The following is a 20619-nucleotide window of genomic DNA, read 5'->3' as shown; positions in this document are numbered from 1 at the left end:
GGTGTGTCCCCCCGGGTCGGCGTGATGTCGATCGCTCGTCGTGGTCGGTGGCGTCGGTCTGGGAGAGTGTGTGACCGTGGACGCTCTCTCGGTGCGGGGACTCAGCCGCAACTTCGGCAACCTGGTCGTGCTCGACGATGTGACCTTCACGCTGCCGCCGGGCCGGATCGCGGTGGTGCTGGGCCCCAACGGCAGCGGCAAGACCACTCTGCTGCGCTGCGTGGTGGGCGCCGACCGGCCGGACGCGGGCGAGGTGCGGGTGCACGGGTACCGGGCCGACGAGACCGACCCGCAGGTGCGCTCGCTGGTGGCCGCCGCCCTGGACGACATCGACTTCTTCCCCGACCTGTCCGTGGTCGAGCACTTGGAGCTGGTCGCGTACGCCCACGGGGGCAACGCCGAGCCGGTCGAGGAGGTGCTCACCGAGCTGGGCCTGGAACCGGCCCGTGATCAACTCCCGGTCACCCTGTCCAGCGGGCAGCGCCGCCGGCTCGCGCTGGCGTCCTGCTTCGTCCGGCCGCGTCGGGTGCTCATCCTCGACGAGCCGGAACAGCGCCTCGACGTCGCCGGACGGCAGTGGCTCGCCGACCGGCTGCGGCGCGAACGCGACGCCGGCACCACCGTGCTGATGGCCTCGCACGACCCGGAGTTGATCGACGCGGTCGTGGACGAGCGGATCGAGATCGGCCGGTGACGGCCGCGCCGACCACGATCGCCGAAGCGCCCGCCGGGCTGCCCACGGCCCGACAGGTCCGTACGCACCTGCGCCGCGCCCGCCGCCGCCACCACGAGCACTCGCTCGGCGATGTGCTGGGCGACGCCTACGTCATGGTGCTGTTCGTGGGCATGTACGGCTGGTTCGCGATCAGCGCCAGTCGCAACATGCTGGACTCCCCCACGGTGGGCCAGGCCGAGCCGGGGGTGCGGTGGTGGCTGGCCCTCGCCGCGCTGCTCGCCGGCGCCGGGCTCGTCTGGCGCGGCCTGCGCGCGTTCGGCCCGCTGCTGGTCACCCCGGCCACCCAGAGCTGGGTGACCAGCGCGCCGATCGATCGGCGGGCCTGGCTGGCGCCGCGCCTCGCGGTCCTGGTGGCGGGCGCGGCGGTGGGCACGGCCGCGCTCGGGGTGGCCGTAGCGGCGCTCGGCGGTGTCAGCGACCCGGCGACCCTGGGCTGGGCGGCCGCCGCCGGCGCGGGATGGGGCGCCGCCACGCTGGCGTTCAGCGTCGTCGCCCAGAGCAGCCGGACGGGACGGCGGTGGCCGGCCCTGGCCGGCGCGGTCCCGATGGTGGCCGCGGCGGTCATCACCGCCGTCGTGGTGCTCACCGGCCGCCTCGGCGAGGGACTGCCCCGGCCGTCGTCGACGCCGACCATCGCGCTGGTCGCCGTCGCCGTGCCGCTCGCGGTCGTCGCCACGGTGTTGGCGGTACGCGCGCTGCCCGTCGTCGACCGGGCCACCCTGACCACCGGCGCGCAGTTCGCCAACGCCGCCGCCACGGCCACGATCCTGCTCGACCCGAGCCTGCTGACCGGCCTGGTGGAGAGCCGTCGTTGGCGGCGGGTCGGCCGGGTCCGCAGCAGCCGGTTCCTGCCCGGTCCGGGCTGGTGGGCGTTGCTCCAGGCGGACGTCCGACGACTGCGCCGGCACCCCAGCGCGCTGCTGATCTGGGCGGGTCTCGTCGGTGTCCAGTACGCCGCCGCGCTCGCCCTGCCCGGCCTGGCCGGGGCCGCGCAGGTGGTGTTCGCCTATCTCGCCGTCAACCGGCTCACCGGCGGGCTGCGCGCGGTCAGCCGGTCGGCCGGGCTGCGCCGGGCGCTCGGCGGCAGCGACGCTCTCCTGCGCGGCGTCCACGTGGTGGTGCCGGCGATCGGCGCGGGCCTGTGGTGGCTGCTGACCCTGCCGAGCCTGCCCAGCGTCGACGCCGGCCCGACCTGGCTCGCGCCGACGCTGGTGCTCGGGGTGGTGGCCGCCGCCTTCCGGGCCGGCACCCGCCCGCCGATCGACTACGGCGGCGCGACGGTCAACACGCCGTTCGGAATGGTCCCGGTCGACCTGCTGCGGCAGGGTTCCCGGGGGCCGGCGCTGCTCGCCGTGGTCGTCCTGCTCCAGCTGTTCCTGGGCTGAGGCCGTCGCCGTCAGCCGTCCAGACGGCGGACCATGTTCATGATCGTTTCGAGCTGGGCGCCGCCCTTGATCGGGAAGTTGGTCGCGCCCAGGTAGCCCCACCAGTCCCAGCAGCCGTTGGGGTTGCTCAGCGCCGTGCCGGCCTGCGGATAGAGCACGACCAGGTTGTTGGTGTCCGCGTACTGGTTGAGGTTGGCCCGGTCGACGAACGCCGTACCCACCGACCCGGCCCCCTGCACACAGCCGTGCAGCGCGACCAGCAGCCGGCACGACTGGCCGACCGCGCACGCCGACGGGACGTACGCGTAGCCGTTGGCGTCCATGCTCAACCCGTTGGCCCAGCCGTTGACGGCGAACGTGTTCTGGTCGAAGCGCACGAGCGTGCCGCCCAGCGCTCCCGTGTTGCGCGCGTTGACTCCGCCGAGCAGTTTGCGCAGCAGGGCGTTCTGCGGGTCGGTGCCGCAGTCGTTCAGGTAGGGCGACGCGGTCGCCGTACATCCCAGCGTGCCGTACGGGGTTACCCACGCGTGACCGGCGGCCGAGCCGCTGTCGTACTGCACGCTGGCGCCGAAGCGCTGGTAGTAGCGGACCAGGTCGTCGGTGACGGACTTCTTGACGGCGGTGTCGTTGTTGCCGTGGAACACGTACACCGGGTCACCGGAGAGGTTGCCGACCGGGTCGACCCAGCCGTACGACGCCCAGGTGCGGGTGTACGTCTCCAGCGCCGACACGTTCGTCGGGTAGATGTTGTCACCGCAGCCGTAGAGCGCCTGGGCGACGGTGTTCTGGGAGCAGTAGTAGGGCCCGGCGGCGAAGACGGCCGCGCCCCGGATCCGGGACGAGTAGGCGACGTGCAGCTGGGTGGCCAGGTAGCCACCGGAGGACACCCCGGCCACGTACACCCCGGAGATGTTGTAGCTGCCCAGCGCCCCGGACACCGGTGGCGTGGTGGCGGGGGTGGCGGCCTGGGCGGGGGCCGCGACGGTCAGGATCAGCAGCAGGACGGCGGTCAGGGCGGTGGCGGCTCTGCGCGGTGTGGTCATGGACGCTCTCCTCGGCAGCGCCGGCGGGGGCGTCGACGCGCGCCGAAGCTACCGTGACGTGGACCACACCCGACATGAGCCCGACCGACACGCTTGTCGATGCCGGTGTGTGCGCGGCCCACCCACGAGGGTCGTGGCGACGCGCCTGCCGAGGTTCCATCCGGGCCCTGTCGAGCTGCCCCGGAAATGGGGCATCAGGACCCCCGCGCGGACGGCGTCGGCGAGCGGGCGGCGGCGCCAATGACTCACCAGGGCACGGGCGTTCCGTCCCAGGAGAAGAAGCCACCGGTGGGGCCGTCGTCCGGCAGCAGGGCCAGGCGGAGGGCACCCTGCGCGGCCTCGGCCGGGTCACCGCCGGCAGCGGCGGCCCGGGGGTTGAGATCGGTGGCCCGCAGGCCGGGGGCGAGCGCGTTGACCTTGAAGCCGTCCTCCGCCAGCGTCTGGGCGTACAGGACGGTGAGGGCATTGAGAGCGGCCTTGGACGACCGGTAGGCGGCGGCGGCCCCGCTTCCCGGGGTGAACTGGGGGTTGGGGGTGGTGCTCCAGGTCAGCGACGCGGTGCCGCTGGAGATGTTGACGATGCGCGGACTCGGGGACCGGCGCAGGGCGGGCAGGAAGGCATTGGTCACTGTCACCACCCCGAACACGTTGGTCTCGTAGGTGTGCCGGTACTCCTCGATGCCGGCGCCGGTCGGCGGATCGAGGGACGGCGAGATGCCGGCGTTGTTGACCAGCACGTCCAAGCTGTCGATCTGAGCCGCGGCCTCGGCGACGGCGTCGGGATCCGTCACGTCCAGGATCAGCAGACGGGCTCCGGCTCCGATCTCCTCGACGGCCCGCTGCCCGCGCCCGGGGTCACGGGAGCCCACGTACACGGTGAGACCCTCGGCCGCGAGCAGTCGGGCGATATCCTTGCCGATGCCCTTGTTGGCACCGGTGACCAGAGCTGTGCGTTCATCCATGACGCGAGTCTTCCCTGGTCGGGGGGTGCTCTGTCAGGGACAGCCGGTACCAGGCAGTTCAGGAGGCGACATGGCGAGGCAGGAGCTGGCGCACTACCTGCGGGACCGCCGGGCGGCCCTGCGTCCGGGCGATATCGGCCTGGCGGTGACGGGCACCGACCGCCGCACACCGGGTCTGCGCCGCGAAGAGGTGGCGGAGCTCGCCCACATGTCGGTCGACTACTACACGCGGCTGGAGCAGGCGCGGGGGCCGCGGCCGTCGGCCCGGATCCTGGACGCGCTGGCCCGCGCGCTGCGGCTCACGCCGGCCGAGCGCAGCCACCTGTTCCGCCTGGCCGGTTCGAGCGCGCCACCTGGCGTCAGCGCCGTGCGGCGGGTGCGCCCGCACGTGGCCCGGATGCTGGAGCGGCTGCCGGAGACCGCTGCCATCGTCACGGACGCGGCGTACGACATTGTCACCTGGAATCCGCTGGCCCGAGCACTGCTCGGCGCCGACCCTGGAGGCGGGACGACGAACCTGGCCCGACGCCGTTTCCTGGGCCAGGGGCGGATGTACGAGAGCTCCAGCGCCGAGGAGTTCGGGCACATCGTGGTGGCACGGCTGCGCCGCGCCGCGGACCGCTACCCGCGTGACGCGCAGCTGGCCGCGCTGCTGGCCGAACTGCACGCCGGCAGTGCGGAGTTCCGGCAGATCTGGGCGGCGCGTCCGGTCCACGCTCCCGGGCATCGCACCAAGACCCTGGACCATCCAGCGGCCGGTGCGCTGCGGTTGAACTGCGACGTCCTGCTCGTGCCCGAGGATGACCAGGAAGTCGTCCTGATGACGGCCGACCCCGGATCACCTGCTGCGCGGGCCCTGCGCGGGCTGGCCACACAGGCGATCTGAAACGACGGACGCGCGGACGGCCGCGTCGCTCAGGCGGTGTCGCCCGGGGCGAGGTGGCGGTAGCCGGGGATGGTCTCGGCGAACCAGCCGGCCACACTTGCCAGGCCACGATCGTTGAGCTGCGCGTCGTGGATGGGGTACGCGGCCTCGGCGCCCACCGCGCGGGCGAAGCGGATCGCCTCGTCGAGGCGGAGCCACGACCCCTGGGCGGGCACGAGCAGGGTGTGCACCGGCTCGTCCGGCACGTGCACCGAGTCGCCCGGGTGGTAGAGCCCGTCACCGACCAGATAGCCGAGGTTGGGACAGTCGGGCTGACCCTCGTGGATCACGGTGTGCCGGCCGCCGTGGGCGCTCACCGGGATGCCGGCGGCGGTGAAGCGTTGCCCCGGACGTACCCGGGTGACCGGCAGCGGGGCGAGGTCGGGCAGCCGGGCCCCCTCGGGGGCGTACACCGGCACGCCGAGCCCGGCCAGCCGCAGCACGTCCACGTGGTCGGTGTGCTCGTGAGTGACCAGGACGGCGTCCGCGCCGACCAGCGCGCGCGGCTCGCTCCAGGTGCCCGGGTCGATCACCAGCACCGCGCCGTCCTGCTCGACGCGGACGCAGGAGTGCGTGAATCGGGTGATCCGCATCCGACGACGGTACCCGCGCCCTCGCCCCGGAGTTGACCGTCGACGGCAGCACCGTCACCGCCGTCGCCCCGGTGACATGCGGACGATGTAGAGGAACTGCGCTCCGAACGCCGCGAGCGCGACCGCCACCCCGGCGACGACCATCAGCCAGTGCCAGCCCCCGACCATGCCGAGCGCCAGGGCCACGCCCGACCCGACCAGTGCCGCGTTGACCGCGCCCACGAGCGCGGCCGTGGTGAGCAGGAACTCCCAGCGTCCGGGCCGGGTGCCCACCAGCATCCGCGCCGTATCCGCGCTGTCGTCGGACGCCACGGCGTCGGCGAAGAAGTCGTGCTCACTGGCGAGACGGTGGTGGTAGTAGGCGCGGATGCGCTGGATGCGCTTCATGTCCAGCGAGTTCTCCACGGTGGTCTCCACCAACCGCAGGAACGTCAGCCCGCCGATGATCACCAGGGTCGGCAGCACCGCGCCCAGATAGGGCCGCACCACCTGGTCGTTGCCGGCGGCGAAACCGAGGCCGATCAGGGCCGCCGACAGCACGGACAGGAAGATGGTGGCACGCCCGGTGGCCTCGTCGATCGTGCCGGCGCGGGACGTCTGCAGGGCGTAGTGCTCGGTGTTGAGGACGCTCAACAGCGCCTTCTCGCGTTCCGCGTCGTCCACACCGTCACCTTCCGCGCTCGCCCGACTCCGATACCGTCACCCTACGAGTGGCACAGCGGGCCCGACCGACGAAACCGCCGGTCGCGAACGGGACAGCGAGCGGCAAAGCCGGCACGTATCCTCCGCATCTCGGCGGGCATGGGCCACGACGGAAGGGGACCGGATGCCCAAGTGGGCGGGGCGGGGCCGCCAGCGACGCGCCTTCGTGGTCGGTGGGCCGTTGCTCGGTGTCGCGCTGGTGATGCTGGTGGCCGCCTGGCGCAGTGCCGGCTTCCTCAGCGACCTGCTGCTCAACCTCGGGTCCAGCGTCGTGCTCGCGGCCATCTCGTACGTCATCTTCGATCCGCTGTTCGAAGAGGCCCGCAAAGCCCGGGTGCAGGAGCACCTGAGCTTCGACCAGGCGGCGTTCGTGACGCGCCTGCGCCGCTCGGCGCGCCGGGTCCGCATCCTCGACACCTGGACGATCCTGCTGGAGCAGCGGCACCGCGAGGAGACCTTCGACGCCGTACGCGCGGCGCTCAGCAACGGCGCCCACGTCCAACTGCTCCTGCTCGATCCCGACTGCACGGCCGCGCAGCAACGCTCCGAGGAGTTGGAGCGGCAACGGGTGGACGTGCCGCGCCAGATCCGTACCAACCTGCGGCACCTCGCCGCGTTCTCCGACGGCCTCGATCCGGCGGTGCGACACCGGTTACAGGTACGGCTCTACGACGCGTCCCCGTCGATCCAGCTCTACCAGTGGGACAGTCGGGCGCTGATCTCGTTCTTCCCGATCGGGAAGCTGTCGTTCAACGTGCCCCAGCTCGAGGTCGACATGGACAGCCCGTGGGGCGGATTCGTGCACTCCCGCTTCGAGGAGCTGTGGGAGCACCAGCGGGAGACCTCGAACCTGGACCAGTACTGGTCGGTGACCGTGACTCTGCGCCACGAGGACTCCGACGTCGTCGAAGTGCGCGTGCCCTACGTGACGGTGGAGGGGCAGCACTACGTCGACTGCCGGGCGTTCCGGGTGACCGGCCCGCTGACCGTGCGCGCCGTCCTGCCGCCCCGCCCGGGAGCGATGCCAGCGGTGTTCGCGCTGGCTGAGCCGGCCGACGGCGACCGGACGCCGGCCGCCGTCGTGGCCCGGCACTTCGACCAGAAGTACGGGCACGGCGACGGGCAGCGGGCAGTTCGCCGACTGGTGCCGCCGCCGCAGGGTCCGCGTACCCCCGTTCCTCGTGCCGCGGCGGCCGGCGACACGCACGGAGGGTGACCCGGCTTCGACTCGTCGGGTGCCGGGCGGGACACTGGTGACCGCCCGCGTGCCACCGACCAGGAGGAGTGTGCCCGTGCCGCCCAGCCCCGGGCCGACGCCGCTGCGGGCCGACTGCGCGCGCTGCTTCGGGTTGTGCTGCGTGGTGCCGGCCTTCGCCGCGTCGGCCGACTTCGCCATCGACAAGCCGGCCGGGCGGGCCTGCCCGAACCTGCGCCCGGACCACCGCTGCGGCATCCACCCGGAGCTGCGGGAGCGCGGATTCGCGGGCTGCACCGTCTTCGACTGCTTCGGCGCGGGGCAGCAGGTCGCGCAGGTCACCTTCGGTGGGCGGGACTGGCGGGACGCTCCGGAGACCCTGCCGGCGATGGCCGAGGCGTTCCGGGTGCTGCGTCCGCTGCACGAACTGCTCTGGTATCTCACCGAGGCGCTGTCGCTGGGCCCCTCGGCCGGGTTGCGCGCCGAGCTGGACCGCGCCCGCGTCGAGATCACCGGGCTCACCGAGGGCGATCCGACTCGCCTGCGCGCGGTGGACGTCGACGCGCACCGGGCCCGGGTCAACCCGCTGCTGTCGCGGGCCAGCGACGCGGCGCGCGCTCCCGGGGGCATCGACCGTCGGGGCGCCCACCTCTTCGGCGTGGACCTGCGTCGGACGGACCTGCGCCGGGCCAATCTGCGCGGCGCGCTGCTGATCGGCGCCGACCTGCGCGGCGTGGACCTCACGCTGGCCGATGTCACGGGTGCGGACCTGCGCGGGGCCGACCTGCGCGGCGCGGACCTGCGGACGACGCTGTTCCTGCACCAGGCGCAGCTCGACGCCGCGCGTGGTGACGCGCGCACGGCCCTGCCGGCGACGCTGACCCGGCCGCCGCACTGGACGGCGCTCGCGCTCACACCGGTGCGCGCCCCGGCTGCGAGCCGCCGTGGGCGGCGACGCTGACGACGGTACGAGGTCCGCGTCCGCCGGCTGATCCCGCGCCGGCCGGACACCCCGTCGCCGACAACCCCGGCCGCCGAGCCGGCAGCGGCCGGCGGACGAGGTTTCGTGGGTGACCCGCCGGGTAGCCACCGCCGACGCGGACCGGCACCGACGGGAGGCACGGCGTGGGCTACCGAAAACGCGACGGTGAGCTGCCGGGCGACCCGCAGCACAGCGAGGACGAGGCCGGCCAGGTGCCGTTGGTGCAGGTCGAGACGGACACCGAGGTCCCCGCGCCGGCCGACACCGACGAGCGGCCGGACATCGTGACCGAGGGCGACAATTCGGGTGTTGCCGGGGGCTCGTCCGGCAGCAGCGGCGGCGGGTCGAGCATGCCGGGACACCCCGACGCGACCCGCCGGGGCTAGCGGCTCGCCAGCGCGGCGCGCGCCTCGGTCATGCCCTTGTTGGCCAGACCGTCCGCGCGCTCGTTCTCCGGGTGGCCGTTGTGCCCCTTGACCCACAGCCAGGTGACCTCGTGGCGCTCGCAGGCCGCCTCCAACCGCTGCCACAGGTCGGCGTTCTTCACCGGCTGCTTCGCGGCGGTCCGCCAGCCGTTGCGCTTCCACGACGCCAGCCAGCTCGTGATGCCGTTGCGCACGTACGTGCTGTCGGTGTGCAACTCGACGGTGACCGGCCGGTTCAGGCTCTCCAACGCCTGGATGGCCGCCATCAGCTCCATCCGGTTGTTGGTCGTCGGCGTGGCCTCGCCGCCGCACAGCTCGCGCTCGTGGTCGCCGTAGCGCAGCAGCGCCCCCCAGCCGCCCGGCCCGGGGTTGCCACTGCACGCCCCGTCGGTCCAGATCTGCACGCCCCTGCCGGCCGCCACGTCCACCATGGCAGGCAACCTACCGGGCGGCGACCGTGCGCCGGCCGTTCGGGGGCCGGCGCGGCGACATCGAAGGCACTAGGGTCGGCCGGATGGAGCGGCACGTGGCGTTCGACCGTCTGCACAACTTCCGCGATCTCGGCGGTTACCGCACCGACGACGGGCGTACGGTCCGCTGGCGGCTGCTCTACCGCTCGGACTCGCTGGGCAAGCTGGCGGGCGCCGACCTGGACCGTTTCCACGCCCTCGGCGTCGGCACGGTGATCGACCTGCGATATCCGTCGGAAATCGCCGCACGGGGTCGCGCGCCGCAGGTTGACGGGTTGGCCTGGCACAACCTCAGCGTGGAGCACCGCCCCTACAACCAGGCCACGATCGACCCGACGGTGGATCCGTGGCGCCACCTCGCCGACCGGTACGCCGAGGTCGCCGAGGACGGGGCCGCCGAGCTGCGCCAGGCGTTGGAGGTGATCGCCGCCGCCGAGGCACCGCTGGTCTTCCACTGCGCGTCCGGCAAGGACCGCACCGGCCTGCTGGCCGCGCTGCTGCTCGCCCTGCTCGGCGTCGACGAGGAGCAGACCGCCGCCGACTTCGCGCTCACCGAGCTGGCCACCGCGCGCCTCATCGCCGACTGGAAGGCGCTGAACCCCGACCGTGAGCTGCTCTGGCCCGGGTACGGTCGCGCGCCCGAGGCCATCATCCGGCACTTCCTGGCCGATCTGACCGACGCGTACGGATCGGTTGTCGGTTACGCCACCGACCGGCTCGGCGTGGACGAGGCGTTGACCGCCCGGCTGCGTGACCGCCTCCTCACCGGGTAGGACGGTCGCCGAAAATCGCGCGCCGACCGTGGCCCGGTCTGTCAGAGTCGACCGTCGTGGACGGAAACTGGGACGGCCTGCGAGCCGACGTATTAAGCACGATCGACGAGCTGATTGCCGCCGGGCGGGAGTCCGGGGTGCAGGTCGCCGCTTACCTCGACGGCGAGCCGATCCTCGAGGTGCACGCCGGGCCCGCCGACCGGGCCACCGGCCGGGCACTCGCCGCCGACACCCCGATCTGGAGCGTGTCGACCGGCAAGGCCCTCACCGCCACCGTGGTGCACGTGCTGGTCGAGCGTGGCGAGCTGGACTACGACCTGCGGATCGTCGACGTGTGGCCGGAGTTCGGCCGGCACGGCAAGGACGGGGTCACCCTGCGGCACGCGCTCACCCACACCGCGGGTGTGCCCGCCCTGCCGGTGGACGTGACGCCGGAGGACTTCACCGACTGGGACCGGATGTGCGCGATCGTGGCCGACGCCGAACCGATCGCCGCGCCGGGCGCGGTGAAGGCGTACCACGCGTGGACGTTCGGCTGGCTGGTCGGTGAGGTGGTGCGCCGGGTGACGGGCCGGCGCGTCTCGGCGGTGCTCGCCGAGGACGTGGCCGGGCCGCTCGGCGTCGCGGACGAGCTGTACCTCGCGGTACCGGCCGCCGACCTGGACCGGCTGGCCCGGGTCGAGGACCGCAACCTGTCGGCGCTGTTCGACTTCGCGAGCGCCAACCTGCCGAACTTCGACCGGGTCGCCCCGCCCGGCGTCCGCCCAGGCGCGCAGGTCGGCGGCCGGGCCGACGTCCTCACCGCCGAGGTGCCGGCGACCGGCACCATGACCGCCCGCGCCGCAGCGCGGATGCTCGCCGCCCTGATCGGTGAGGTGGACGGCGTCCGGCTGATCTCGCCGACCCGGCTCCGGGCCGTGACGACGCCAGACGGGCCGCCCGGCCCGGAGTGGGTGTTCGGGCAGGAGACGACCTGGGGCCTCGGGTACGCGGTGGACGACGACGGCTCGTTCGGCGCGGCCGGCAGCGGCGGCAGCCTCGCGTACGCCTACCCGGAGCTGGGGTTGACGGTCGCGGCGACGAAGACCTTGCTGGCGGCCGGCGACGGTGACCCGATGGAGGACCTGCGGGTGCTGATCCGCGACGCGGTGTCGGCCCGACGCTGACCGGGTCGGGTCAGTTCTCCGCGTCGGGGACGGGTCGCTGCGGACCGCCCACCACGGCCGCCGGGATGGCCGGAGCCGGACGGGCGGGCCGCAGGCGGTCGCGGAGGCGTTGCGCGGCGTCGCCGGCCGTGGCGGCGATCATCGGCAGGAGCCGGGTCGAGTTCATGATCGCGATCTCCTCGGCCGGGGTGGTGACGCCGTCCAGGAAGCGCAGGACCCGCTCGGCCGGATTGCGGTCGAAGAGCCGGTCGAAGAAGTCGGGCCCGCCCACGCCACCGGAATCCAGCGCGCGCAGCGCCACCGCGTCCATCCAGCGGTGCCGGGCCGGATAGGCGGGGGCCGGCACCGGCGGCCGGCCGGCGGCGAGCGCGCGGGCCACCTGGTCGGCCTGGCGGTACATGGCGGAGAAGGTGAAGCCGGTGGAGGGCCGGGTCGCGCCACCGGCCGTGCCGAGACGTACGACGCGCGGGGAGGGCCGGGCCGGGAACGGCGCGTCGGTCATCGGGATCACCCCGTTCTCGACCTCGCGGACCCGCAGCCCGTCCGGGTCGAGCCCGAGCAGGTCGCGGTAGCCGGCCAGCGCCGTGTCATAGCCGGCGTCGGTGAGCAGGTCGGACGAGAACTCGGTGTACTCGACGAGGGCGTACCGGTCGCTCACCGGGAGCACGTAGCCGAAGGAGACACCCCGGGCGGGCTGCGGGGTGCGGAAGTCCATGAGCACCGCCCGCCGCGGGTCGAACACCGGCCGGTCGGCCTCCAGCCACCAGCCACGGAAGTGCTGCAACCAGGTCGTCCGCCCGGCGCGGGCCGGTGGCCGGGGGCGGGAGTCGAGTGCCCAGCCGGCCCGGATCTCCCGCCCGTCGCCGGTGCGCACGACCACCCCGGTCCCGTCGTCGCGGACCACGTCGGCGGGTGCCGCGATCCGCGTCACGTCCAGCCGGCGCTCGGCCTCGGCAGCCCGGTCGTAGACCGGGCCGGAGCGCAGCATGGCGTACCGCAGGGGGGTCAGGTCCAGGACGCGACGCCGCGCGGGCGTGACCACCTCGACCTGGTGCCAGCTCGCGCTGAGCAGCGGGTCGAGGTCGATGTCGGGGTGGCCCCAGAACGCCCAGGTGCGGTCCTGACCGCGCCGACGGACCGGGTCGACGACGGCGATCCGCGGGCCCCGGACGCCGTGCCGGTCCAGCGCGGCGAGCAGCAGCGAGGCGGCGCCCCCGCCGCCGAGCAGCGCGAGGTCGACGTCGAGCCGTGCGAAATCGGTCACCCGCCCCACGCTGCCACACGGTGCGATTCGACCACGCGCCGCCATCGCGTTGACACGCAACCATTTGGTTACCTATGGTGCACAGGTAACTGTTCGGTTCCCTGTCGAGGGAGAGTCGTGGACGACGCGTTCCGGGCCTTGGCCGACCCCAGCCGGCGTCGACTGCTGGACCGGCTCAACGACCGCAACGGCCAGACCCTGCGGGAGCTCTGCGAAGGGCTGTCCATGACCCGTCAGGCCGTCAGCAAACACCTGTCGGTGCTGGAGGCGGCCGACCTCGTAGCGACCGAACGACGCGGCCGCGAGAAGGTCCATTACCTCAACGCCGCTCCGATAAACGCGATCGCGGACCGCTGGCTCAGCCGCTACGACCGGGAGCGTGCCGCCGCGCTCGCCGACCTGACCACAGCATTGGAGCAACAGCCCATGGAGAGCCCTACGTTCGTCTACACCACGTATGTCGCCACCACGCCGCAACGTCTCTGGGCCGCGCTCACCGAACCGGCGTTCACCCGCCGTTACTGGGGCGGAGTCGCGCTGGTGTCCGACTGGACGGTCGGCGCGCCCGTGCTCTGGCAGGACGCGCCCGACGTCGAACCCCGGGATCTCGGCCAGCGCGTGTTGGTCGCCGAGCCCTACCGACGCCTCTCCTACAGTTGGCACGGCTTCCAGCCGGAACACGCCGAGCACTTCGGCTGGTCCCCCGAGGAGTTGGCCGTCCGACTGGGCGAGCGCCGATCGACGGTCACCTTCGAGATCGAGCCGCACGGGGAGTCGGCCGTCCGGTTGATCGTCCGCCACGACGGCTTCTCCCCGGACAGCGAGATGCACCGGGCCATCAGCGGCCAACTTGACGGCAGCGGCGGCTGGCCGGAGTTGCTGGCCAGCCTGAAGACCCTCGTTGAGACCGGCGAGCCGATCGCCGCGCCGACCCAGGCCGGCTGACGCCTCGCTGATCCAGGCCCCGCCCTCGCCGATCCACGCGCGCGCGATGAGGAGCATTGGCGCCGCCGGAGCCGATACCTCGCCATCGGCCCAGGGGTGACAGCCCGACCGCAGCGGACATCGACCGGAGCACCGACGCCGGTCGGTCCGTGCAGGCCCAAGGGCTGCTCTCCCCCGCCTTCGGGTGGACACGTGACGGCAACGAAGGTTTCTCATTTTCACCTGATCGGGGTCCCAACCCACCTAGTGTTGGGCACACCGGTGCTAGTCACGGAGTTGGCCACCCGAACGACGTCCCACGCAGTCAGCGGACGAAAAGTGAGGGAAGACGCGTATGAAGGTCTCAACAGCACTCTGCTCGGCGGCGCTCGGCGTGGGTCTCGGCACGCTCCTGCTGCCGGGCGCCGCACTGGCCGACACCGTCGTGTCACCGGCCACCACCCCGGTCGGAGGAACCGTCGTGCTCACCGCGACGACCTGCAACCCGAAGTCGGGTGACGTCATCTTCCGGGTCACCGGACCCAACCGCGACGAGAACGTCCGATCCACCACGGCCGCCGCGGGCGGCGGGCTCAGCGCCGAACTGTTCACCGCCGGGTTCACCCTCGGCACGTACACGGTGGCCGCGACCTGCGGCGACGGCAGCTCGGCGGGCAGCGCCACCTTCGCCGTCACCCCGATCGGCGGCGCCCCGGCCGGCTCGGGCGGCGACAACCGGGACGGACGCGACGCGGGCGCGCTCGCCGCCGGAGGCACCCTGCTCGGCACGGCCGCCGCGGGCGCGGTGCTGCTGGTACGCCGACGCCGCCCGGTGTCGACCGTCGCCTGACCGGCGACCGCTCCATCCCAAGAGGTCGGGTGCCCGTGCCGGTACGACCGGCGCGGGCACCCCGACGAGCCCTTACGGAGGTGCGCACGTGTGGTGGCGGCGAAGCCTGCCGGCCGTGGTCGCCCTCCTCGGCGTCAGCGGGCTGGGGCTGATCACGGTTGGCCTCACCGCTGACCCGGAGCGGCCACCCGGGCCGTCGGCTGACGCGCCGACCCGCACCCGTCCCGCGCCGGACCTGGCCCCCCTCCCCCACGCAGCGCCCGTCCGGGTGCGGATCCCCGCCATCGACGTACGCGCCGAGATCGTCGCCGTCGGTGCTGACTCCGCCGGGGTGCTGGAGGTACCGCCCCTGGACCGGCCGACCCTCGCCGGCTGGTACCGGTACGGAGTGAGCCCCGGCGAGACCGGCAACGCCGTCCTGGTGGGACACGTCGACTCCCCCGCCGGCCCGGCGGTCTTCTTCGACCTCGGACGCCTGCGCGCCGGCCAGGAGATCCAGGTCACCCGGGCCGACGCGCGGGTCGCCACGTTCACCGTGGACGGCGTCCACGCGTACCCGAAGGACCGCTTCCCCAGCGGCCTGGTCTACGGCCCGGCGGACGTCGCCGGACTGCGCCTGATCACCTGCGGCGGCCGGTTCGACGACGCGACCGGCAACTACGTGGACAACATCGTCGTCTTCGCCACCCGTACCGCCTGAGGTAAGCGCCCCACTGTCGGGGGCCGGACGCCGCTGGGCAGAGTCCGGTGGCACCATGCCCTGCGAGCGCCGTGGCCGCGACGGTGCGCGGGGAGGGGGCGCGTCGTGGATCAGCGAGCGGTACGGGACCGGGCCGGTCGGGGCGTACGCGCCCTGGCCCGTCGACTGCTCGGCCGTCCCGGAGGCGAGACTCCCGCCCCCCGGCGGTCCAATCCGGACGCCGTGGTCGACTGCGCCGTGTACGTCAAGGGTCGCCGCGAGCCGGGCCGACCGCACTACGACGACGCGTACGCGAGCGCCCGGCGCACCCGCGACGCGTTCGTGTGGCTCGGACTGCACGAGCCGGGGCCGGCGGTGCTCGCCGCGGTGGGGCGCACCTTCGGGTTGGACGAGCTGACCGTCGAGCAGGCGCTCGCCGACGGGCACCGGCCCACGGTGCAGCGGCACGGGCCGGTCACCCTGCTGGTGCTGCGGACCGCCGGGTACGTGGAGCACGCCGAGCTGACCGACACGTCCGAGGTGATCGACACCGGTGACGTGATGGTGCTGCTCGGTGACCGCTTCGCCGTGACCGTGCGGCACGGCGCGGCCGGGGCGCTGCGCGACGTCCGCGCCGACATCGAACGCCGGCCGGCGCTGCTGGCCGCCGGTCCCTGGGCGGTGGCGTACGCGGTCTGCGCCCGCATGGTCGACACGTACCTGGAGGTGGCCGGGCACGTGGAGCGCGATCTGGAACGCGTCGAGGAGGCGGTCTTCGCCCGCGAACGGTCGGCCGACATTCAGCACATCTACCAGCTCAAGCGGGAGGTCGTGGAGTTCAAGCGGGCGGTGCTTCCGCTCCAGACGCCCCTGCGGACACTGCTCGACCCGACCGGCGACGGACCGCCGCGCGCCCTGCACCGCTGGTTCGTGGACGTCGACGGCCGGCTGGCTCGGGCCGTGGACCGGGTGGCCGCGTACGACGATCTGCTCACCTCGATCGTGCAGTCCCGCCTGGCGCAGCTCGCCGTCGAGCAGAACAACGACATGCGAAAGATCGCCGCGTGGGCCGCGATCGCCGCCACGCAGACCGGCATCGCCGGCGTCTACGGCATGAACTTCGATCACATGCCCGAGCTGGCCTGGCGCTACGGTTACGCGGGCGCGCTGGCCCTGATGGCGGTGGCCGCGCTCGCCCTGTACCGCCTGTTCCGCCGCTCGGGCTGGCTCTGACCCCCTCCCCCGCGATCTTGCACTTCCGGTCGCCGACATACACCCTTTGCCGGCAATGCGGGGACAGCAAGTGCAAGATCGGCGAGGGGTCAGGATCGGCGGCGGGCGAGGAAGGCGCGGATCCGTTCCCGGGGCCGGTCGGTCAGCTCCGGGCCGTGGGTGAACGCCGCGATGTCGTACTCCAACTCCCCGAAGACGTGGGCGGTCTGCCGCGTCATCCGGTAGTCGCTGCACAACAGCTTCGGGGCCCAGCGGACGCCGAGCACGTTGAACAGCGCGTCCCCGGTGATCAGCAGTCGGGTCGGCTCGTGCAGCAGTGACACGTGACCGGGCGAGTGCCCGGGGGTGTGCACCACCCGCAGGCCACCGCCGACGTCGAGCACGTCGCCGTCGGCGAGCGGCTGCGCCACCTGGACAGCCGGAAACCGGCCGCCGGCCATCCGGGTGAAGAACCGGCCGCCGGTCACCGCCGGGTCCACCGGTGGGTTGTGGCCGCCCTCGGCGTACGGGACGTCGGCGGCGTGCGCGGCGATCGGCGCGCCGGTACGGCGGGACATCTCGGCCGCCCCGCCCGCGTGGTCGGGGTGCGCGTGGGTGAGCACGATGCGGGTGACGTCCGCCGGCGTCTTGCCCATCGCGGCCAGCCCGCGCACGATCCGGGCCGGGGCCTTGGCCAGCCCGCAGTCGACGAGCGTCACGCTGCCGTCGTCGTCGACGAAGGCGTACGAGTTGACGGCCGAGCGCCCCACGGTGGGGATGCGCCAGACGTTCGGAGCGAGCGACACCGCCGGGGAACGCGTCATGTTGGGGATTCTAGGGGCGATCGTCGACCATCACTGTCCGTCGACGCGTGGGCGACCGGTTCTCACGGCCGGCCGGCGGGTACGGCAGGATGGGCCGGTGGGCAGAGCGGGACGAGGCCGGCGGGCGGACGCGACGACCGGCGGGCGCTGCCCGTGCGGGTCCGGCGGGGCGTACGCCGACTGCTGCGCCCCCGTGCACGGCGGCACCGCCGAGGCGTCGACCGCCGAGGCGCTGATGCGCTCCCGGTTCAGCGCGTTCGCGCGGAACGACACCGGCTACCTGCTGCGCAGTTGGCACTCCGACACCCGGCCGGAACGGCTGGAACTGGACCCGGCACAGCGGTGGACCCGGCTGGAGATCGTCGAGACCGAGCGCGGTGGTCTGCTCGACGCCACCGGCACGGTCACGTTCCACGCCCACTACCGCGAGGCCGGTCGGCCGGGCACGCTGACCGAACGCAGCCGCTTCGTCCGCGCGGACGGTCGCTGGGTCTACCTCGACGGCGAACTGTCCTGACGGCCCCGCCGACCTACGACGACGTCGGACGGCGGGACCGCCGCCGGGCCACGACCTCACCCCGGGCCGCGCGCACCGGCCGCGGCGACGTCGTCACGCACGGCCGCGGGGCGGCGTCGGCGACCCCGCACCACCAGCGCCACCACGAGGTACGCCCCGGCGGCCACCGCGAACGCGACCGCGTTGCCGGCCGCCGTGGCGACCAGCCCGTACCCGGCGTACGTCCCGATGATCAGCACGTCGGTGAGCATCCCGGCCAGTGAGGTGACGGTGGCGCGGCTGCCACCGGTGATCCGGGCCTGTAGTCGCGCGTCGGCCAGGACAGTCGCCAGTTGCGCGGCCGCGAACGCCACCGCGAGCAGCACGAAACCGGCCGGATGCCGGACGAGTGCGCCCCCGGCCAGTGCCAGCGCGACGAGCCCCAGCAGCGCGGCGTAGCCCCGACGGCCGAGCCGTTCGCCCACCGGGGCGAGCAGCCCGCCCACGGTCACGCCGGCCCACAGCAACAGGAGCAGCAGCGGCACCGCCCGCGCGTCAGCGCCGGTGTCCAGGGCCAGCAGCGGCGTGTACTCGTCCAGCGCTCCCCAGTCGGCGGCCACCACGGCGACCAGCAGCACGGCGGCCCGCACGGGTGGCCGCGTACGGACCTGCCGCACACCGGCCCGCAGCGTCTCGGTCCAGGTCAGCTCGTCGTCGTGGTCGTCCGGACCGGACGCCACGACCGGCGGCGCGTCGTCGTCCGGGGTGACGAGCGGTGGCGGGGCGACGGGCGGTGGCGGGGCGATGGGCGGTGGCAGGGCGACGGAGGGTGGCGCGACAGGCGGCGGTGGCGCGTCCGGCGGCGGTGGCGCGTCCGGCGGCGGGCGGTGCTCGGGGAACCGGGTGGCGACGGTCGCGGCGAGCAGGCAGGCGAGCACGCTGCCCGCGCCGACCGCCGGGTACCCACCGGCGGCGAACACCGGGCCGGCGAGCACCCCCGTGACCACCACGCCCAGGACGCCCGCGGTGCGCGCGCGGCCGAGCACGCGGGCGTACCGGTCGCTCGCGTCGAGGCGGGCCAACTCGGTCCAGACCAGTGCCTCCAGCGCGCCGGAGACCAACGCGCCGCCGGCGCCCCAGAGCAGGAAACCGACCGCGAAGGCCGGGTACGACGGGAGCAGCACCCAAAGCGCGTAGCCGGCGGTGGTCACCAGCGGGGCGAGGCACAGCAGCAGCCGGCGGGAGACCACGTCGGCCCACGCGCCGGACGGCACCTCGAAGAGGATTCCGGCGCCCGACCAGATGACGAACAGCGACGAGATCTGCCCCACCGACAGGCCGGTGTCGGCGAAGAGCACCACGTACAGCGGGTAGAGCAGGACGAGGTCGCTGAGGAACGCGTACCCGTAGAGGGTCGCCGAGAGGCGGCGCACCGCCGGGTCGGGCACGCGCGCGGCGAGATGGTTCATGGGGGCCTTCCCGTGGGAGTGGACGCGGACACCGGACGTGCGGTGTCCGCGGTGGCCCACGGGTGTGGCCTACGGGGCGGGATCAATGTCGCCAGGTCATGTCGGCGATGGTAGACCGGCCGCGCCGACGCCGGCCAGGCTTTCCGACGGGCCGGGCGAGACGGGAGCGGGGCGGAATCCCGGTGGATTCCGCCCCGCTGGCCCGCCGCTCGGCCCGACCCGGCTCAGCGCCGGTCGGGATCCACGGGCGGGATGACCGTCGTGGTCTCGCTGTCGTCGCCGGTGCGCTGCCCGGGGACCGCACCGCCGCTGATCACCTGGGTCGTGTCGGCGTCCCGGCCGGGGCCCACCACCTGCGTCGTGTCGTCGGTCGACGGCCGCACCTGCGTGGCGTCCGCGTCCGACGGCCGGGTGACCACCTGCGTGACCTCGGGATCGGACTGACGAGGGGTCACCTGCGTGGCGTCCGCGTCGGACGGCCGGGTCACGATCTGCGTGGCGTCCGCGTCCGACGGGCGGGTCACGATCTGCGTGGTGTCGGGGTCGGCGGGTCGGGTCGTCACCTGCGTGACGTCGGCATCCGACGGGCGGGTGGTCCCCGACGTGCGGTCCGCCTCGAAGGGGCGGCCGACGGCCGACGTGCGGTCCGCGTCGGCGCGGGCGGCGGTCGAGCGGTCCGCTTCGGCCTCGGCACGAGCGGCTTCGGCACGGGCCTCTGCCGCGCGAGCCTCTGCCGCGCGAGCCTCCTCGACACGAGCAGCCTCGGCGCGGGCGGCTTCGGCTTCGGCCTCGGCGCGGGAGGCACGGTAGGCGCGGGTGTGCGTGGCGATCAGCTGCGACTCCTGCTCGGCGCGGGTCAGCCACGACTCCCAGCGGCTCTGCATCGGACGGATGAGGCCACCACCGACTCCGACCACGAGGATGCCGCCGACGGTGGCCAGCACGGCGATCAGCACCGGGGTGGTGACCGCGGTGGCCACGCCGATCTGGTTCAACGCGGCGATGACGCCCAGGCCGAGGATGAACACCGAGGCGATGCCCGCCAGAGCCCGGCCGTACGACAGCCCGCCGAGCGCGCCGCCGATGATGTCCTTGACGGCGTTGGCGATGGCGGCGGCGACCACGACGATGACGATCGCGACGAAGGCGCGGGGCAACCACGCGACCACGGCGGTGATGAGGTCGGAGATCGGGTTGGGGCCCCAGATGCCGAAGGCCAGCTGGAGGGTGAGCAGCAGCACCGCGTAGTACACGAGCTTCGCGACGATGTCGCTGGCGTCGTACCGGGATCGGTTGAGCGCCCGACGGATCCCGCCGCGCTCGACGGCGCGGTCGAAGCCGACCCGCTCGAGGATCTTCTCCACGATCTTCAACACGGCCTTGGCGATCAGCCATCCGGCCACCAGGATCGCCACGAAGGCGACGGCCTTGGGCAGGAAGAGCATCACCGAGCGGAGGGCGTCGCCCACCGCGTCGCTGACGTTGTCACTCATCTGGTCATTCCTTAGGGGCAGCGGGGATAGTCCGCCCCACCTACCCCCACC

At 73.6% G+C, this 20619-nt stretch carries 21 protein-coding genes and 1 pseudogene; 13 read left to right on the top strand and 9 right to left on the bottom strand.

The annotated features are described in order from the left end of the window. Positions 1-70 precede the first annotated feature (70 nt). Together ACQP03_RS14915 and ACQP03_RS14910 are read left to right on the top strand one after the other, a co-directional pair. The gene (locus ACQP03_RS14915) at positions 71-694 is read left to right on the top strand and encodes an ABC transporter ATP-binding protein (RefSeq protein ID WP_355049939.1); all 624 of its coding nucleotides are present in this window, start codon (positions 71-73) and stop codon (positions 692-694) included. After that, positions 691-2121: a DUF6297 family protein gene (locus tag ACQP03_RS14910; RefSeq protein WP_357392700.1), complete on the top strand. Its 1431-nt coding sequence runs from the start codon at positions 691-693 to the stop codon at positions 2119-2121. Before ACQP03_RS14915 ends, ACQP03_RS14910 begins: the two co-directional genes overlap by 4 nt. A gap of 11 nt (positions 2122-2132) precedes the next feature. Here the strand turns inward: ACQP03_RS14910 and ACQP03_RS14905 are convergent, their stop codons facing one another. Both ACQP03_RS14905 and ACQP03_RS14900 read right to left on the bottom strand, forming a co-directional pair. Next, positions 2133-3164, bottom strand: a complete 1032-nt coding sequence (locus ACQP03_RS14905; protein WP_363660725.1) for an extracellular catalytic domain type 2 short-chain-length polyhydroxyalkanoate depolymerase — start codon at positions 3162-3164, stop codon at positions 2133-2135. A gap of 245 nt (positions 3165-3409) precedes the next feature. Further along, the gene (locus tag ACQP03_RS14900) at positions 3410-4126 is read right to left on the bottom strand and encodes an SDR family oxidoreductase (RefSeq protein WP_363660724.1); all 717 of its coding nucleotides are present in this window, start codon (positions 4124-4126) and stop codon (positions 3410-3412) included. A gap of 70 nt (positions 4127-4196) precedes the next feature. On the opposite strand from ACQP03_RS14900, the gene ACQP03_RS14895 reads away from it, so the two are divergent. After that, positions 4197-5012, top strand: coding sequence for a helix-turn-helix transcriptional regulator (locus tag ACQP03_RS14895; RefSeq protein WP_363660723.1), 816 nt, complete (start codon positions 4197-4199; stop codon positions 5010-5012). Between the two features lie 29 nt (positions 5013-5041). Here ACQP03_RS14895 and ACQP03_RS14890 read toward each other — a convergent pair whose 3' ends face one another. Both ACQP03_RS14890 and ACQP03_RS14885 read right to left on the bottom strand, forming a co-directional pair. Then, complete coding sequence (locus tag ACQP03_RS14890) at positions 5042-5644, bottom strand: MBL fold metallo-hydrolase (protein WP_363660722.1); 603 nt, start codon at positions 5642-5644, stop codon at positions 5042-5044. A 54-nt stretch (positions 5645-5698) separates the two neighbouring features. Beyond that, positions 5699-6307: a hypothetical protein gene (locus ACQP03_RS14885; RefSeq protein ID WP_363660721.1), complete on the bottom strand. Its 609-nt coding sequence runs from the start codon at positions 6305-6307 to the stop codon at positions 5699-5701. Between the two features lie 163 nt (positions 6308-6470). On the opposite strand from ACQP03_RS14885, the gene ACQP03_RS14880 reads away from it, so the two are divergent. The 3 genes from ACQP03_RS14880 to ACQP03_RS14870 all read left to right on the top strand — a co-directional run bounded on the left by ACQP03_RS14880 (position 6471) and on the right by ACQP03_RS14870 (position 8909). After that, positions 6471-7562, top strand: coding sequence for a hypothetical protein (locus tag ACQP03_RS14880; protein WP_363660720.1), 1092 nt, complete (start codon positions 6471-6473; stop codon positions 7560-7562). Positions 7563-7638: 76 nt separating this feature from the next. After that, positions 7639-8502, top strand: coding sequence for a pentapeptide repeat-containing protein (locus tag ACQP03_RS14875; RefSeq protein ID WP_357121647.1), 864 nt, complete (start codon positions 7639-7641; stop codon positions 8500-8502). Between the two features lie 164 nt (positions 8503-8666). Next, on the top strand, positions 8667-8909 hold the full coding sequence (locus ACQP03_RS14870; RefSeq protein WP_357121644.1) for a preprotein translocase YidC: 243 nt from the start codon (positions 8667-8669) through the stop codon (positions 8907-8909). Here ACQP03_RS14870 and rnhA read toward each other — a convergent pair. Next, a complete protein-coding gene (rnhA, locus tag ACQP03_RS14865; RefSeq protein ID WP_357172202.1) occupies positions 8906-9379 on the bottom strand; it encodes a ribonuclease HI in 474 nt (157 codons plus the stop codon). The two genes, ACQP03_RS14870 and rnhA, sit on opposite strands and share 4 nt — an antisense overlap. Before the next feature lie 83 nt (positions 9380-9462). On the opposite strand from rnhA, the gene ACQP03_RS14860 reads away from it, so the two are divergent. Both ACQP03_RS14860 and ACQP03_RS14855 read left to right on the top strand, forming a co-directional pair. Beyond that, positions 9463-10191: a tyrosine-protein phosphatase gene (locus ACQP03_RS14860; protein WP_363660719.1), complete on the top strand. Its 729-nt coding sequence runs from the start codon at positions 9463-9465 to the stop codon at positions 10189-10191. A 56-nt stretch (positions 10192-10247) separates the two neighbouring features. Then, the gene (locus tag ACQP03_RS14855) at positions 10248-11357 is read left to right on the top strand and encodes a serine hydrolase domain-containing protein (protein ID WP_433461005.1); all 1110 of its coding nucleotides are present in this window, start codon (positions 10248-10250) and stop codon (positions 11355-11357) included. 10 nt (positions 11358-11367) lie between these two features. On the opposite strand, the gene ACQP03_RS14850 is transcribed toward ACQP03_RS14855, so the two are convergent. Next, complete coding sequence (locus ACQP03_RS14850; protein ID WP_433461004.1) at positions 11368-12621, bottom strand: lycopene cyclase family protein; 1254 nt, start codon at positions 12619-12621, stop codon at positions 11368-11370. Between the two features lie 117 nt (positions 12622-12738). On the opposite strand from ACQP03_RS14850, the gene ACQP03_RS14845 reads away from it, so the two are divergent. The 4 genes from ACQP03_RS14845 (at position 12739) to ACQP03_RS14830 (ending at position 16307) form a co-directional block, all read left to right on the top strand. After that, the gene (locus ACQP03_RS14845) at positions 12739-13566 is read left to right on the top strand and encodes an ArsR/SmtB family transcription factor (protein WP_357121630.1); all 828 of its coding nucleotides are present in this window, start codon (positions 12739-12741) and stop codon (positions 13564-13566) included. 334 nt (positions 13567-13900) lie between these two features. Continuing rightward, positions 13901-14395 (top strand): hypothetical protein, encoded by a 495-nt coding sequence (locus ACQP03_RS14840; protein WP_357172197.1) that lies wholly within the window; start codon positions 13901-13903, stop codon positions 14393-14395. A gap of 88 nt (positions 14396-14483) precedes the next feature. After that, positions 14484-15095 carry a class F sortase gene (locus ACQP03_RS14835; RefSeq protein WP_357392691.1) on the top strand — a complete coding sequence of 204 codons (612 nt, stop codon included), beginning with the start codon at positions 14484-14486 and terminating at the stop codon, positions 15093-15095. A 105-nt stretch (positions 15096-15200) separates the two neighbouring features. Then, positions 15201-16307, top strand: a complete 1107-nt coding sequence (locus tag ACQP03_RS14830) for a magnesium and cobalt transport protein CorA (RefSeq protein WP_363660717.1) — start codon at positions 15201-15203, stop codon at positions 16305-16307. A gap of 89 nt (positions 16308-16396) precedes the next feature. Here the strand turns inward: ACQP03_RS14830 and ACQP03_RS14825 are convergent, their stop codons facing one another. Continuing rightward, complete coding sequence (locus ACQP03_RS14825) at positions 16397-17110, bottom strand: MBL fold metallo-hydrolase (protein ID WP_357121618.1); 714 nt, start codon at positions 17108-17110, stop codon at positions 16397-16399. 97 nt (positions 17111-17207) lie between these two features. Here ACQP03_RS14825 and ACQP03_RS14820 point away from each other — a divergent pair, with 97 nt between their 5' ends. Then, on the top strand, positions 17208-17627 hold the full coding sequence (locus tag ACQP03_RS14820; RefSeq protein ID WP_357121615.1) for a YchJ family protein: 420 nt from the start codon (positions 17208-17210) through the stop codon (positions 17625-17627). Positions 17628-17683: 56 nt separating this feature from the next. On the opposite strand, the gene ACQP03_RS14815 is transcribed toward ACQP03_RS14820, so the two are convergent. After that, positions 17684-19075: an MFS transporter gene (locus tag ACQP03_RS14815; RefSeq protein ID WP_433461003.1), complete on the bottom strand. Its 1392-nt coding sequence runs from the start codon at positions 19073-19075 to the stop codon at positions 17684-17686. A gap of 847 nt (positions 19076-19922) precedes the next feature. Beyond that, a pseudogene (locus ACQP03_RS14810) lies at positions 19923-20568 on the bottom strand (mechanosensitive ion channel family protein); the annotation flags it as partial. Positions 20569-20619 lie beyond the last annotated feature (51 nt).

The sequence above is a fragment of the Micromonospora sp. CA-248212 genome, assembly GCF_050948405.1.
In the GTDB taxonomy this organism is placed as follows: domain Bacteria; phylum Actinomycetota; class Actinomycetes; order Mycobacteriales; family Micromonosporaceae; genus Micromonospora.
Note: the sequence above shows the minus strand (reverse complement) of the source record. Positions and strands in the feature narration are given on the sequence as shown.

Excerpts from the sequence above, each read along its gene's own strand:
- ACQP03_RS14895 (WP_363660723.1), top strand. The coding sequence starts at position 4,197 with ATGGCGAGGCAGGAGCTGGCGCACTACCTGCGGGACCGCCGGGCGGCC.
- ACQP03_RS14905 (WP_363660725.1), bottom strand. The coding sequence starts at position 3,164 with ATGACCACACCGCGCAGAGCCGCCACCGCCCTGACCGCCGTCCTGCTG.
- ACQP03_RS14900 (WP_363660724.1), bottom strand. The coding sequence starts at position 4,126 with ATGGATGAACGCACAGCTCTGGTCACCGGTGCCAACAAGGGCATCGGC.
- ACQP03_RS14840 (WP_357172197.1), top strand. The coding sequence starts at position 13,901 with ATGAAGGTCTCAACAGCACTCTGCTCGGCGGCGCTCGGCGTGGGTCTC.
- ACQP03_RS14825 (WP_357121618.1), bottom strand. The coding sequence starts at position 17,110 with ATGACGCGTTCCCCGGCGGTGTCGCTCGCTCCGAACGTCTGGCGCATC.
- ACQP03_RS14815 (WP_433461003.1), bottom strand. The coding sequence starts at position 19,075 with ATGAACCATCTCGCCGCGCGCGTGCCCGACCCGGCGGTGCGCCGCCTC.
- ACQP03_RS14890 (WP_363660722.1), bottom strand. The coding sequence starts at position 5,644 with ATGCGGATCACCCGATTCACGCACTCCTGCGTCCGCGTCGAGCAGGAC.
- rnhA (WP_357172202.1), bottom strand. The coding sequence starts at position 9,379 with ATGGTGGACGTGGCGGCCGGCAGGGGCGTGCAGATCTGGACCGACGGG.
- ACQP03_RS14860 (WP_363660719.1), top strand. The coding sequence starts at position 9,463 with ATGGAGCGGCACGTGGCGTTCGACCGTCTGCACAACTTCCGCGATCTC.
- ACQP03_RS14880 (WP_363660720.1), top strand. The coding sequence starts at position 6,471 with ATGCCCAAGTGGGCGGGGCGGGGCCGCCAGCGACGCGCCTTCGTGGTC.